General features: G+C 34.7%; 10 protein-coding genes. 2 read left to right on the plus strand and 8 right to left on the minus strand.

Annotated elements, in window-relative coordinates:
- The first annotated feature begins 22 nt into the window (after window positions 1-22).
- Both lpdA and ACXACQ_RS03240 read left to right on the plus strand, forming a co-directional pair.
- A complete protein-coding gene (lpdA, locus tag ACXACQ_RS03235) occupies window positions 23-1426 on the plus strand; it encodes a dihydrolipoyl dehydrogenase (RefSeq protein WP_474974489.1) in 1404 nt (467 codons plus the stop codon).
- A gap of 76 nt (window positions 1427-1502) precedes the next feature.
- Entirely contained in the window at window positions 1503-2129 is a 627-nt protein-coding gene (locus tag ACXACQ_RS03240) for a rhomboid family intramembrane serine protease (RefSeq protein WP_474974490.1), read from the plus strand.
- A 17-nt stretch (window positions 2130-2146) separates the two neighbouring features.
- Here ACXACQ_RS03240 and ACXACQ_RS03245 read toward each other — a convergent pair whose 3' ends face one another.
- From ACXACQ_RS03245 to rpmA, 8 genes are all read right to left on the minus strand, one after another.
- The gene (locus ACXACQ_RS03245; RefSeq protein ID WP_474974491.1) at window positions 2147-3244 is read right to left on the minus strand and encodes a DUF4249 domain-containing protein; all 1098 of its coding nucleotides are present in this window, start codon (window positions 3242-3244) and stop codon (window positions 2147-2149) included.
- A gap of 5 nt (window positions 3245-3249) precedes the next feature.
- A complete protein-coding gene (locus ACXACQ_RS03250) occupies window positions 3250-4341 on the minus strand; it encodes a DUF4249 family protein (RefSeq protein ID WP_474974492.1) in 1092 nt (363 codons plus the stop codon).
- A 3-nt stretch (window positions 4342-4344) separates the two neighbouring features.
- The gene (locus tag ACXACQ_RS03255; protein ID WP_474974493.1) at window positions 4345-5433 is read right to left on the minus strand and encodes a DUF4249 family protein; all 1089 of its coding nucleotides are present in this window, start codon (window positions 5431-5433) and stop codon (window positions 4345-4347) included.
- A gap of 2 nt (window positions 5434-5435) precedes the next feature.
- Window positions 5436-8087, minus strand: a complete 2652-nt coding sequence (locus ACXACQ_RS03260; protein ID WP_474974494.1) for a TonB-dependent receptor — start codon at window positions 8085-8087, stop codon at window positions 5436-5438.
- 137 nt (window positions 8088-8224) lie between these two features.
- A complete protein-coding gene (locus ACXACQ_RS03265; RefSeq protein WP_474974495.1) occupies window positions 8225-9547 on the minus strand; it encodes a hypothetical protein in 1323 nt (440 codons plus the stop codon).
- Window positions 9548-9571: 24 nt separating this feature from the next.
- Entirely contained in the window at window positions 9572-11014 is a 1443-nt protein-coding gene (locus tag ACXACQ_RS03270) for a SusD/RagB family nutrient-binding outer membrane lipoprotein (RefSeq protein ID WP_474974496.1), read from the minus strand.
- Window positions 11015-11032: 18 nt separating this feature from the next.
- Entirely contained in the window at window positions 11033-14272 is a 3240-nt protein-coding gene (locus ACXACQ_RS03275; RefSeq protein WP_474974497.1) for a SusC/RagA family TonB-linked outer membrane protein, read from the minus strand.
- Window positions 14273-14689: 417 nt separating this feature from the next.
- Window positions 14690-14947 (minus strand): 50S ribosomal protein L27, encoded by a 258-nt coding sequence (gene rpmA, locus ACXACQ_RS03280; protein ID WP_474974498.1) that lies wholly within the window; start codon window positions 14945-14947, stop codon window positions 14690-14692.
- Between the last annotated feature and the right edge of the window lie 8 nt (window positions 14948-14955).

Genomic DNA, 14955 nt, shown 5'->3' on the forward strand with positions numbered 1-14955 from the left:
CTCACTATAAAATATTAATACAATGGATTACGATGTAACCGTAATTGGCTCAGGACCTGGAGGCTATGTAGCAGCTATTAGATGCGCACAGTTAGGTTTAAAAACAGCCATAATAGAAAAATATAATACACTCGGAGGAACATGTTTAAATGTAGGCTGTATTCCTTCAAAAGCCATGTTAGATTCTACTGAGCATTTTTATAATGCTCAGAATACCTTTAAAGAACATGGTATTGAAATAAATGAACCCAAGGCAGATTTAGCACAGATGATTAAAAGAAAATCAGATGTGGTAAAGCAAACTTGTGATGGTATCGATTTTTTAATGAACAAAAACAAAATTGATGTTCATCATGGAGTAGGTTCTTTTATAGATAAAAATACTATTAAGATTACACCTTCTGAAGGAGATGCTAAGCAAATCACTACAGGCAAAGTAATCATTGCTACAGGTTCTAAGCCTGCAGATCTTCCTTTTGCCAAAATAGACAAAAAAAGAATTATCAGTAGCACTGAAGCTCTTGAGTTAAAAGAGATTCCTAAGCACTTAATCGTAATGGGTGGTGGTGTTATAGGTATGGAATTAGGCTCTGTTTATGCAAGAATAGGAGCCAAAGTAACTGTAGTAGAGTACCTAGACAGGATTATCCCTACTATGGATGGTACGATGAGTAAAGAACTTACCAGAACCAGCAAAAAACACCTTAAAATAGACTTTAAGACTAGTCACAAAGTTACTTCAGTAGAAAACACTGGAAATGAAGTGATTGTAAAAGCTGAAGATAAGAAAGGTCAGGAAGTAGAGATTAAAGGCGATTACTGTTTGGTAGCTATCGGAAGAAAGCCTTATACTGCTGGTTTAGGCCTTGAAAATGTAGGAGTTAAAGTTGATGAAAGAGGTAGAATTGAAGTAGATGAACACCTGAAAACTTCTGTAGACAATATTTATGCTATTGGTGATGTGGTTAAAGGTGCAATGTTAGCTCACAAGGCCGAAGAAGAAGGCACCATGGTAGCAGAGCAATTTGCTGGACAAAAGCCTCACATCAATTATAAATTGATTCCAGGAGTAGTTTACACATGGCCAGAAGTAGCTAGTGTAGGTTACACTGAAGAAGAATTAAAGGACTCTGGAAAAGAGTTTAAAGTAGGCTCGTTCCCTTTTAAAGCATTAGGTAGAGCGAGAGCAAGTATGGACACTGATGGTGTAGTAAAGGTATTAGCAGACAAAACCACTGATGAAATACTTGGTATACACATTACGGGTCCAAGGGCCGCAGATATGATTGCTGCAGGTGTAACAGCTATGGAATTCAGAGCTGCAGCGGAAGATGTATCACGCATGTCACATGCTCACCCTACTTACATGGAAGCAGTAAAAGAAGCTTGTCTTGCTGCTACGGACAACAGAGCCATACATGTATAAAGGATTATAATTTTCAACACATTTAAACAATGGCCACTGAATTAATATTTAATACAGTGGCCATTATCATTTTCATATGTCATTAACTGTAATATTTATAATAATCAATGTAGCTGCCAGTTTTTATGCCTGGCAAAAGCCAGACATTATGAACAAATGGATATTTAATCCATATAGTGTAAATAAATATAGGCAATACTATCGCTTCATTACCTCCGGTTTTATCCATAATGATTATCTACATCTCTTTTTCAATATGTTTGTTTTATGGATGTTTGGAAGGCATATAGAAAATATCTTTCTACAAATGAGCAGCGGTGCGCCAACGGGGTACATTCTATATACGGCTTTATATCTGCTAGCTATAATTGCCGCTGACATACCATCATATGCCAAGCACAAAGATCATATATATTATAATGCATTAGGCGCCTCTGGTGGGGTATCTGCTATTCTATTCAGTTATGTATTATTCGACCCTACTAATAAAATATACCTTTACGGACTTATCGGTTTACCGGGAGTAGTATGGGCTGTAATCTATGTTTTATACTCCATTTACATGGGTAAAAAAGGTGGCGACAATGTAAATCACGATGCTCACCTCTGGGGTGGCCTATTTGGAATAGCCTTCACATTATTCGCATATCCAGAAGTAATTAGTCATTTTATAAATGAACTCAAGTATTTAAGGTTGTTTTAGGCCTTGAATACTTTTTCTTAGTCCTTCCACCAACTAGGTTTAACATTTATAGGTTTACCAGGATAAGCAAGGCAACTTAGACAGGTCGCACCGTATGGTCCATTATCCTTATAGTAAATGCAATTATACCTGAGATCATCCTCTACGTAATAAGATAATTCGCTCTTATCAAAATACCAGCGATATGCACTTTCTCCTACAACGGAAAAGTACCCATTAACTGGTTTATTGGCGGTGAAGTTAGTTGGCACATTAAAAGGTTGGGCCGAAATAACACCATCGTTATTGGCAGATTTTTGCATCTCATCCCAAAAGTTATAAGCAGCTTTATTTAGGTGCTCTTTTAAAAACAATACTGAGTACTTGTAATAGATCTTCTCATTCATCTTTGTTTCTATAAAAAATAAATCCTGAGTAAAATTCTTACCATCAACCACACTCATTACATAAGAACTTAAATAGCTTTGATTTGTAACCCAACACACTTTGTTTGGATCTCCTTCTTCAGCAATAGCCGCTTTAAAAATCCATGTAGGGATAAATCTCCACCGGTAATACTCTTTATTATCACTATTAGCCTTAATTTCAGTATTAGCGGTGATACCATCCAAGTCAATTATATGCTGATCTAATGAGTTAGCAGGTATAACTTTCCGAACCTCTTCTCTAAAAGTTACAGTATCTATGTCATCCTTATCTAAATTAAGAGGTAAATACTCCCAAGATGATACGTATTCCGTCTCCTCAAAATATACCTTTAACCGGTAGCCCATGCCACTTACAGCTTTAAACGCTTCCCTTTTCAGATAAAAAATTCCATCATCATTTCCCGAAGCATCGTAATAGATACGAGAACTGTCCGATAGTTCTAAAAATACTGAAGCATCGTTGACAAATTGTGCTTTTGTATTTTCAACATTACCTGTTAAAGATAACTTCACTTGGAAAAATCTACCGTCAGATGGATAAGCTTTTGTGTCATTAAAAGATTTATTCGATATAGTCCCTTCAATTACAAGATTACTTTCCTGATTCTCAACAGTAAATTGATACGGTTCTACACAACTCAAGATAAAGCCTACCGATATTAAAAGAATTAAAATAATACACCTCATTTTATTTAGTTATGCTTCCACCAGCTAGGTGGGTTAAGTGATGGAATACCTTTAGGATATTTTAAACAATCATAACAAGAGACACCAGGATCCATATCATTTCTGCAAGCTTCACCACCCAAATCAGGTAAATAGTAAGACAATTGACTTCTATCGAAATACCAACGCTTTGCGTCTTCTAAGGCAACTGTAAAATAACCAAAAACAGGAGTTCCATCACTTGATGCGAAATTCGAATTTATATTGTAAGGGGTAAAATCTATTATGTCGTTGGCACTTCTTTTTTGAATATCATTTAAAAACTCAAAATATCCCCTTTCAACCAAAAATTGCTTTATCAATAAAGAGTATTTATGAACAATGTGGTCATCCGCTTCTATAAACACCAACTTCTCATTATATCCACCTGAATTATCTTCATGCAAAGTATATTTATTCAAATATGTCGTCTTAATATTATTCTTAATCCAGCACCGTTTGTTTATTATGGGAGGTAATACAGCTTCATATATCCAGATTGGTTCAAATTTCCACACGTAATATTTACGCATCTGAGTTTTTGGCAAATCGATTAACAAATCAAGCCCCTTAATATCTTTTAAACTTTCCTCTCCTGCCACCACTACCATTTGCTGTTGAATGTTCTCTTTGTACGTAATATCTCCAAGTGACATATTACATTCTTCGTTCCTTAATGGCAATGAACACCAGGCACTTTCTATATGAGTCCCATCCATTAAGTCTAGTCGTAATTGATACTGGACTCCACAAATACTCTTAAATTCCACATCTCGAATTTCATAAACACCATCTCCAATTTCATTATAATAAACTGAATCGTTATCACTTGTTACCAAGTAAACATTTGCCCCCAAGATAGGATCATTTAATACATTGCTAACTTCACTAGTTCTAGAAATTTTCACATTAAAATATCTACCATCAGAAGGGTAGTTTCTAGTGTCGTTATAACTTTGATTAGTTAAAATTCCTTCTATTACTATACCATTGGTATCATCCTCAATTACAAAATCATAAGGCTCCACACAGCTAACAACTGATAAAAGAAGCATAATAAAACGAATCTTTCCACTCATATGTTAATGCCACCAACTAGGCGGGTTAAGTGATGGAATACCTTTAGGGTATTCTAAACAATCATAACATGATACAGAAGGAAATTCGTCCATACGGCATGCAGCAGCACCATAATCATCTAAGAAATAAGAAAGTTGAGACCTATCAAAATACCTACGATTTGCACTTTCATTGGCTACAGAAAAATACCCATAGACCGAAATATCAGTATTAGACACATAGTTAGATTTCAAGTTATATGGTGTTGTACCAATAAGATCATTGGAATTTCGCTGTTGTATATCATTTAAGAAACCATAATAGTTCTCATCTACCGAATATTGAGTAGTCATAATAGAATATTCATGTACAAACATATCATTCAATTCTAAGAACAAAAGCTTATAATCATAACCTCCATTTAAATCCTTATGTAAAACGTAATTTCCTAAATAAGCTGAATTAAGATTATTCCTCACCCAACATCGTTTATTTACTATTGGATTCAGAATAGATTCATATACCCACATCGATTCAAAATTCCAAACATAGTATTTAGGACTTGAAATTACAGGCAAATCTATTACCACACTCAAGCCTTTTACCTCTTTTAATTTCTCTTCACCAGAGATAACCACCATTCTCTTCTGCACATCCTCTTCTAAGGAAACATTCCCAAGTTGTATACCACACTGCTCAACTTCCGTAGGCAACTTACTCCAAGAACTCTCAATATTGGTTTCGTCTGCTAATTCCACATGCAATTGATACATAATTCCACATCTAGCTTTAAATTCAGCATCTCGAATTTCATAAACACCATCTCCAACTTCATTATAATAAACTGAATCATTCTCACTTGTTAGCAAGTAAACATTTGCCCCCAAAATAGGATCATTTAATACATTGTTAACCTCACTAGTCCTTGAAATTTTGACTTTAAAATACCTGCCATCAGAAGGGTAGTTTTTTGTATCGTTATAGCTTTTGTCTGTCAAAATACTCTCTATAACTACCCCATTGGTATCATCCTCAATTACAAAATCATAGGGTTCAATACAGCCTAAAAGTAGAAGTGAAATAATAATTATATATACGTATTTCCCCCTCATGTTTATATCTTAAAGTTGTATGAAATAGAAGGAAAGGCACTTCCTAACACAGATAATTTACTAGCCTTGCCATATTTATCAAACGTTATTGAATAGGCATTCTTTCTTCCATAGACATTATAGAGAGAGAAGACCCACTCACCGGTAACCTTTCTCCCTTTATACCTTCTATCTTTCAATGTATAAGATATATCTAACCTATGATAATCAGGTATTCGGTATGCATTTCGATTAGAGTAATTTAACACTGCCAAATAGCCCTCATATGAAAATTTTGAAACTGGGATGGTAATTGGTCTCCCCGTACTATAATTAAAATTGGCAGATAATACTCCTCTCAATCCTGTTCTATAATTAAGAACTAATGAAGCATTGTGAGGTTGGTCATATGCCGCTGCATAATAATTACCATTATTGACAACATATTGATCCCCACGACTATTATCAGAAAACTTCCTTTTGCTCCTCGAATAAGTATAAGATAACCAGCCATACAATTTACCTGTATTTTTCTTTAGCATTAATTCCACTCCATATGCTTTTCCCTTTCCCCTTGCTAACCCGGCTTCTAAAGAAGGGTTCAAAGTAAGATCCGCACCATCAATATAATCTATAGCGTTATCTGTGTTTCTATAATACACCTCCATAGAAAGCTCATATCGGTTATCCTTTAAATTTTTAAATACACCTGCAGAGTATTGATCTCCTATCTCTGGTTTCAAATAGGGTCCACTATTAACCCAATAATCTTGAGGCGTTGTGGTTGCTGTATTGGATATTAAATGTAAATATTGATAAGTACGATAATAACTGGCCTTAAAAGAAGTTGAACTATTGAGTAAATACCTAAGAGAAATTCGAGGTTCCCACCCATGGTAAGTTGTAATCTTCTCCCCTTTCTTATAAGTAACCGAATCAGAAATCACCGGATAACGAGACTCTATATTAGAATAATCAAATTGATAAATTACGTCATTTCCTAATCTTGCGAAGTGAGAATAACGCAACCCAGCAGCCAAAGATAATTTTTCATTTATGTCCCAATCCGTTTGTAAAAATAAAGCAGACTCTAACGCATGTTGATCATGCATGTCTGCAGGACGGTTATTCTCAACATTAGGACTTACATTCTGCTTCCCGGGCTCAATATTGTTATATAAAATATCTACTCCTGATTTCACAGTGAAATCGTCAGAATAAAGCCATTCAACACTGAAGTCTGTTTTTATGTCTTCAATGCTGTTAAAGTAATTGAAACCATCAATGGGATGCGGATTGTCCACCTCAGATTTATAATAACTATAAGATGAAGTAAAATTAGACGAAAGCTTGTCATTAAACACATGATCCCAGCTTAAAGCAAGATTATCCGACTCCCAAATAAATGTAGAGTCACTCGCCAATTGAAAATCGTCATAACTACGATAGCCTGTTAAAGTGACAATATCTCTATCACTGACATTGTATAAAAATTTAGCAGTAACATCATTAAAATTAGCCGAACTCTGTTGAAGCTGCCTATCATCATTAGCATGCAATAACCAATTGCTATATGACAACCTGCCCCCGACTAAAAAAGACATCTTAGAATTTAATGGTCCCTCTACACTTAATCTACTTGATATTAAACCTACTCCACCGCTTACAACGTAATCATCTAATACGCCATTTCTAAGTTTTACATCTAGCACCGAGGATAATCTACCTCCCAAATTTGCAGGTCCCCCCCCTTTATAAAGCGCAATATCACTTACCATATCTGGGTTGAAACCTGAAAAGAAACCAAACATATGAGAAGGATTGTACATTATAGCCTGATCTTGTAAGATTAGATTTTGTCCTGTCTCCCCTCCTCTAACATTAAAACCAGAAGAAACCTCTCCAACAGAGCTTACACCAGGTAGCGTAGTAATACCACGAATAGGGTCAACCTCACCCAAAAAAGAAGGTAAGTTTTTAATAGTCTCTATCCCCATAGTTTCCACTCCGGTTATCTTACTTTCTACATTTACATCCTCTCTCTTAGCTGATATTACTACACCATCAAGCTCTTTTGATTCTGGAAAAATTTCTAGATGGATATTCTCATTAGTACCAAATTTCTGACTTTGAACCACTAGTACAGACAAACTTTCATAGCCCACATAATTCACCATAATCATGTTATAATTTTCTGATAAATTACTAATTGTAAACTTTCCTTGAGCGTCACTCAAGGTGCCATTACTACTTCGGTCATTGAGAAATACTTGGGCCCCCATTACAGCTTGTTCGTTGCTACCGTCTATTAACTGTCCTTGAATCAAGTTGCTATTAATAACAAATAAATTCACGTGTTCTTTAATAAACGATGGAGCCTGATTTCTAGGCACTATTACAATAACGTGATCTTCAAATTCAATTATCCTATACTGAACTAAGTAATATTCCAAATAATCAATTAATCGAATCTTACTCGTAATTCCTTGTACTGTATAAGTTTCCATAGCATTCTTATCAAATACAATATCAAGCTTATGCAGACTTTCTAATTCATAAAGAAGATCACTGAGGACTTTGCCATTGTCATTAGAATCAATAACAACGCTTTTTAAGTTTTGTCCATATGATACTACACTAATAAATAGCGTAAGAGATAAGTATAAAATTTTCACAGGAAGGAGGCTTGGTTAAGTAACTAAAGTTATAAAATAAACACAGAAATTACTATTGCTTATAATCATTTATTAGAATATAATCAAAAAAAAACCCCTCTATAAAATAGAGGGGTTTCAATTATTTTAATAGTTAATTAATTAACCGTAAAATCGCTTGTAGCTACATTACTAACATTACCAGCCATATCTTGAGCAATGTAATATATAGTATAATCTCCAGCAGGAATAGTAACAACATCATTAATTGAGTTATTACCAGATCCACTAGCTACTCCACCTCCAAAATCTGCGATATTAGAAATTGCAGGAGAACCTTCTTCCAATATAGAATAATATATAGTAGCTCCATTAGTATCTGTTACAGTATTAGATATAGAAACAACTGTACCATTTACAGACGGCTTACTTGCACTTATTACAGGATTAGTATTATCCAATATTAATGGACTAACTGTAATTTGAGTTTCAAGTTCGTTACCTGCGATATCAGCAACATTTAAGAGTTCTGCTTCTATCTCACCATCATTTAGCTCTGTATCATAAAATAATAAACTGGCCTCATATGTAGTAACGGTTCCGCCTTGCCACAATGTGTCTGTTCTATAAACATCACCATCAGAACTTAAGTTAAACAAAATATATTGGTGATCTTCCTCCTCACCGTCTTCGTTAATAACAGTTTTAGTCCATGATCTGATTTCTTCGCTTAATGTAGCAGTCAATGTAGCTACTACGCTATCACCATCTGAAATATAAGAAGGATCAAATGATAGTCTAGCAACTGGGTCTATATTATCAACTCTATATCCTCTTACATAAACAGTATCTACTCTATCTCCACCATACGCTTCAGTATTGATTATCTTTTCAATTCTGATTTCAGGAGTACCATTACCTGATCCGGCAGTAAATAATCCACGGTATAATGTAGTAGATCCTTCTACACGTTCTACATCTCCTAAAGTAGCATTTATAAATGGTTTGCCTTCGTTGAAGTCTGTAGTATCAGTAGTATTTAATGTAAACATTACCGAATCTTCATTAATAGGTGCTGAGAATTGGAAATAGATAGAATCTTTTTCTCCACTCTTTAATGCACTATAATCTCCAAAAACAACTTCAACCCCAGGGTCAACTGCTTCCACTTCAACAGCATATTTACCAGTTTCAACCCCATTAGTAACGGTCAAAATTACAGTTCCTACCTCTCTGAAGAATACACTAATTGAACCTCCAGTTGCAGAACCTTCAATTTCAGCTGGACCACTAACTTCCCAGTTAAAATCACCAGCATTAGCAATTTCACCAAGGGTATAAGACGCACTTTCATTTGGTGCTATACTTGGTGGGCCATCTATATTAACCCTATATGGACCATTAAAATCATCGTCATCATTACATGCTACCACAAAAGCAACAAGTAGTGATAAAATCAAAAATTGTGTTAATTTTCTCATATTAATCTTATTAATCTTTTGTGCTTAGTTTACGTCCCAGAATATATGAGTAGAAACTTCATCTTTTCCTAGCTTATCTTGTGCAGCCTTCAAATTAGCTCCATTCAATTGAGCCTCTTTTAAAGGATAAATGAATCTAACAGGAATATCAGATAATTCCTTACCAGGAGGTGCATTAAATGCAGCAAAATCTAACCTTTTCCATGTGTTCCATGCTTCAAATCCTTGTACATATAAAGCTATCCACATTTGGATACCAATTTTCTGCTTGTAATCACCAGATGCACTTCCATAAGCCACACTAGATTGCGCGATGTAGTTATCATAGCCTTCCACTCCCCATTGGTCAAAAGAAGCTTTTATACCTGCATTATAATGTTCTTCAACACTTCCTGTTACATTATATCCACCTCTTACTGCAGCTTCTGCTTGTAAAAATTCTACTTCTGCTAAGTTTAGGATTGTACCTTCTAAATCTGCAGTATAAAAAAGATCTCCAATATGACTAAATGAAGTAAAACCATTTGAAGTACCGTAAACACCGCCTTTATATGTATCAGCTCCTAAGTTGTCTGCAAAGTATACAGATCTTCTTGGATCTTTTAGACCGTTTAATATATCTACGAAAGTATTAGAGGCCACAAAATCATTTCTTCCACTTAATACTAAATCCTCATACAATGGATTAGTATTTGGAGCACTTCCATAATAAGTAATCGAAGCATTATCTGCATTACTTGTGAAAACTCCCTTAATAGCAGAATTAAAAATTGATACAGATGTTGTTTTATCCTCATCTGCCAATCTCATAGCTACACGTAACTTCAATGAGTTAGCAAATTTCACCCATGCCTCTACGTCTCCTCCATATACAGGGTCTTGAGAAGCAGAAAATGCACCTGCAGTTTTATCAATAGAAGCAATAGCTGCATCAATTGAGTCAACAGATGCCAAGTATATAGTTTTTGCATCATCATAAACAGGAGCCAAATTATCTGGATTAAGCGCCTCAGTATATGGCACATCTCCAAACACATCTACTAACGTTAGGTATACATACGACATCATTATGTTAGTAACAGCTAACTGGTTAGTCAATACATCTTCTTGAGTAGATTCGCCAGTTGCCAATTCAGCTTTGATTATATCCTTAGCTGTTTTGTAATCAATTAGCGCATCTCTATATGAATTTACCCAAAATGCATTTGGCAAACTACGGCTCGTTAAGTCAAACTGACTTTCAGAAGGGTAAGTAGTCTGTGACCAATACTGAGCATATAACTTGAACACATTCTCGTTCACGCTCGTATTCACCATATTATCATAAGTCTCACGCAATGCTTGCGTAAATAAACTTTCTGCTCCTACGGTTGCAGGGTTTCTTTTATCCGTATTTAGATCATCAAGTCTATCATCACACCCCATAAAAAAGAGTGCGATCATTGATATATATAATATTTTTTTCATGTGTCTCTAGTTCAAAAATTAAAATTTAATATCTGCTTTGAAACCTAAAGTTCTAACTGTTGGATAAGATCCTACAAGGTAACCTTGAGCAGGTCCTGCACCTAAACCTGATTCTGGATCAGCATAAGGTACATTTTTATGTATTATCCATAAGTTTCTACCAACAATTGATAAATCCACACTTTGTGCAAAAGAATCAGTCCACTTAGTAGGTAAGCGATAGCTTATTGACAATTCTCTTAATTTCACATAAGAAGCATCATATACAGTTCTTGCCCCAGGGTTGTAATCACTATTTCCCCAATAAAAGGCTCCACCATAGTAACTAGCATCAGCATAAGTCGTATTCACTGATCCATCTTCATTAACTCCAGGATTTAAAACACCACCACCGGCAGCAACAGGGTCTCTTACTGGGTTTCCTTTATCATTCAACCCTACTGTATTTTCATATAATCCAGTTCCTTGACCATAATGCATATCTAAAGAGTAAACATCTCCTCCTTTTTGTACATCCACTAAGAAACTTAAAGAAACACCTTTGTATGAGAAAGTATTAGTTACACCACCATTCCAATCTGGGTTAGGATCTCCTATTATTTGGTTAGGATTAGAAATGTAATATCCGTCTTCATTTACAACCTTCTCACCATTTAAATATGTGTAACCAGTTCCCTTAAGAACACCAAATGGCTCTCCTACAGTAGCATTAGAAGTTACACTACCTGGGAAACTTTGGATCACGAAGTTATCTGTACCTCCTAATAATTCTAATACTTCACTTTTGTTCTTCGTGAAATTGATGGCCATGTTATATTTGAAATCATTACTTCTAACAATATCACCTGAAAGTACTATCTCCACCCCTTTATTTTGGATTTCACCAGCATTAACAAACTTTTTAGTATAACCTGTAGCTCCAGAAACATCAACATCTAACAACTGATCAGAAGTTTTTCTATTATAGTAAGCAAAATCCAAGTTTACTCTTCTATCTAAACCAGTTACTTGAAGACCAAACTCATATTCTTTAGTTTGCTCTGGCTCAAGCACATCATTGTTTTTAGTGCTAGGTAACGTAGTTAAGATTGAGTTACCAAAATTATTTTCTCTTAAATAATAATCTTTTACTCTTAAAGCTCTTGTATCATTACCAACAGTACCATAACTAGCTCTTAACTTACCAAAGTTTAACCAATCAATATCAACTAATTCTGTAAACACAAAACCTAGACCCAATGAGTAATAATCGTACTGATTGTTGTCAAGAGGAAGTGTTGAAGAAACATCTACTCTATAGTTACCATCAAAATACAAGAAGTTTCTATAACCTAAGTTTACGTTAGCAAAATATCCATATACCTCTTTCTCCCATAAAAATTCGTAAGGGAAAGGGTTAGAGTTAACAGAATTACTTAGCGCATATAAACCAGGAACAGCTAATCCACCACTAGTAGATTTTTGGCTATAGTCATAACTTTCTTTTCTTAAGTTAAAACCTACTAAACCAGCTAATGAGAAGTCAGTATTTAATTCCTTGTTAAAACTTAAAATACCATTATAGTTATATTCTGTATTTACTATATTAGTTCTTTGATAACCTGACCCCACGTCATTCAAAGTAACACCAAAAGAACTTGGAATACTTCCTACAGCTCTTCTTTCTTCTCTTACTTCAGTATAGTGGTCAATTGATGCTCTACCTGAGAATGTCAACCAATCATTAAACTTATATGACAACCCTACTTTTGATAAAGTACGGTCACGAGTTGAACTACTATAGTTTTCATATCTTGTCCAATAAGGATTATCCCAGAATATTGGTGAAGTAGGATCATCATAGTTTCCGGCATTCCAAGTATAATTTTTACCTGTTTTCTTATACCAATACTCTAAATCTTTAATATCAGTATTTACCTGCCACCACTGACGGAACTGAGTCATGATGTTATCAGAGTAACCTGTAGAGAATAACCCTGTTATATCTTGCTTATTATATTGGAATAACACATCAGCAGATAATTTATCTGTTAATTGTGATGATCCCGTAAAATTTAACGTATGTTTCTTCATTGATGAGTTTGGCAAGATATCATCAACATCCATATTAGTATAACCTAATCTAAAAGTACTCTTATCTGTACTTCCAGATAAAGCAATACTGTTATTTATAGTAACCTGAGTTTCGAAGAAATCATTAGGAGTATTCTCACCAGCCACCCAAGGTTGCTTTTGCATGTAGTTATCAGATTCAGGAATAAAAGAATCCCACTGATAAACCATTAAATTAGGGTTAAAAGCTGCTCCGTATGAACCATCATCATTAGTAGGAACAACCCAGTCTAATGTTCCATCACCATCAATATCGGCTTGTTTGAAATAGCTATCTCCATTTTCACCATAAGAAGGCACATAACCAGCTCCATATTGTTTTTGGTATTCTGGTAATGTCTTTTTATTTACTTTACCTACAGTTACACCAGTAGAGAAATCAACACCGATACCTTTTTTCTTTGTACCTTTTTTTGTTGTTATTAAAATAACACCATTTTGACCCCTTGAACCGTAAAGTGCCGTAGCAGCAGCACCCTTAAGTACTGACATAGAAGCTATATCTTCAGGGTTAATATCCGCTGCAGGATTACCATAATCGTAACCTGAACCCCCTGATTGCTGATTAGCTGTATTATTTGTTTGGTTACTTACAGGCACACCGTCTATTACAAATAGAGGTTGGTTGTTACTAAAAGAAGAGTTACCACGAATAGTAATATTAGTAGAACCTCCCATTGTATTATTAGTTCTCACCTGCACACCAGAAACTTTACCAGAAAGTGAATTGATAAAGTTACTTTCTTTTGCTTTTCCAACAGCATCAGAATCTAATGTTTGTTGTGAATAACCTAATGAAGCTTTCTCTCTAGAAATGTTCATCGCAGTTACTACTACTTCAGAAAGCTGCTTTACATCTGAAGACATTTGTACGTTCACGACTGATCTCGTACCAACTTTAATTTCCTGAGTTGTTAAACCTACAAAAGAAAATACTAATGTACTTTCATCACTAGGTACAGAAACAGTGAAATTACCTTCCACATCAGTTACGGTACCTGTGGACGTACCTTTTAAAATAACATTTACTCCTGGTAGTGTACTTCCGTCTTCCACAGAAGTAACTTTACCAGTTACAGTTCTTTCTTGTGCCCATGTAACAAATGAGAACATGAAAAAACCCATAAATAGTAATAGTTTCCTCATAATTAGTTGTTTTAGGTTATTTTGTTGTAACTAACATATCCAACAAAGGACTTGAATCCGCCAATTTAAGATACCCATGTCTAAAAACAAAATTCTATTTGCTTTTAAACGACAGATAGTTCATAAAATTTCGAATAAATTACTCTTGGCTATAATTTAAAGCACAATCAGTAATTGTAATAATATTTTATTTCCTGTTCATATTCTACGGAATCAATAAGTTTTTCTCATTATTCCTAATAAAATATCAATAGCATGAAAATAAAAGTTATTTTTTTCGATAAGTCTTACACATGGGTGATTTGAGTGAAAAAGCGATTGGCCAATGTTAAAATATTATTCACACCATGAAATATAATAAAAAAAGCACAGACTTTCGTCTGTGCTTCTCAAAATATTTTAAAAAAAGTTAAAACCTTAAGCCTGAGCTTCTACTGAAACGTAAGATCTATTGTTTCTTCCTTTTTTGAATGTAACAACACCATCTGTTAAAGCAAATAATGTATGATCTTTTCCGATTCCTACATTAGCTCCTGGGTGATGCTTAGTTCCTCTTTGTCTTACAAGTATGTTACCAGCAATAGCTTTCTGGCCTCCATATATCTTAATTCCTAATCGTTTACTTTCCGATTCTCTACCGTTCTTGGAACTACCTACTCCTTTTTTATGTGCCATTTCTTTAG

The sequence above is a fragment of the Fulvivirga sp. AWR4_260 genome (assembly GCF_056158185.1).

Bases quoted from the DNA above. Each gene is read 5' to 3' on its own strand.
- ACXACQ_RS03275 (WP_474974497.1), bottom strand. From the start codon at position 14,272: ATGAGGAAACTATTACTATTTATGGGTTTTTTCATGTTCTCATTTGTT.
- lpdA (WP_474974489.1), top strand. From the start codon at position 23: ATGGATTACGATGTAACCGTAATTGGCTCAGGACCTGGAGGCTATGTA.
- ACXACQ_RS03245 (WP_474974491.1), bottom strand. From the start codon at position 3,244: ATGAGGTGTATTATTTTAATTCTTTTAATATCGGTAGGCTTTATCTTG.
- ACXACQ_RS03270 (WP_474974496.1), bottom strand. From the start codon at position 11,014: ATGAAAAAAATATTATATATATCAATGATCGCACTCTTTTTTATGGGG.
- ACXACQ_RS03240 (WP_474974490.1), top strand. From the start codon at position 1,503: ATGTCATTAACTGTAATATTTATAATAATCAATGTAGCTGCCAGTTTT.
- ACXACQ_RS03250 (WP_474974492.1), bottom strand. From the start codon at position 4,341: ATGAGTGGAAAGATTCGTTTTATTATGCTTCTTTTATCAGTTGTTAGC.
- ACXACQ_RS03255 (WP_474974493.1), bottom strand. From the start codon at position 5,433: ATGAGGGGGAAATACGTATATATAATTATTATTTCACTTCTACTTTTA.
- ACXACQ_RS03265 (WP_474974495.1), bottom strand. From the start codon at position 9,547: ATGAGAAAATTAACACAATTTTTGATTTTATCACTACTTGTTGCTTTT.
- rpmA (WP_474974498.1), bottom strand. From the start codon at position 14,947: ATGGCACATAAAAAAGGAGTAGGTAGTTCCAAGAACGGTAGAGAATCG.